The sequence below is a fragment of the Seonamhaeicola marinus genome (assembly GCF_008085455.1).
In genome coordinates this window covers 1-229 of sequence record NZ_VSDQ01000380.1, presented here as the reverse complement: position 1 = coordinate 229, position 229 = coordinate 1, and the positions used below count along the sequence as shown (strand labels likewise).

Genomic DNA, 229 nt, shown 5'->3' with positions numbered 1-229 from the left:
GTCTAGGTTTTGAGCTTGTAATTTAACGCTACTTATTGAAACGGTTAGTAGTATTAATAAGAGCTTTAAGTATGTTTTATAAGGTATATAATTAGTTAAGTTGTTCACTTGTTTTCCCAAATCTTCTTTCTCTTTTTTGAAATTCAATAATAGCTTCATACAAATGTTCTTTTGTGAAATCTGGCCATAGTACATCTGTAAAATATAATTCTGCATATGCAATTTGCCA

Annotated in this window: 1 protein-coding gene; it reads right to left on the bottom strand. The window is 28.4% G+C overall.

The features are described 5' to 3' along the window. Positions 1–91 precede the first annotated feature (91 nt). A partial coding sequence (locus FUA24_RS05035; RefSeq protein WP_148540289.1) for an undecaprenyl diphosphate synthase family protein occupies positions 92–229 on the bottom strand: 138 nt, incomplete at its 5' end.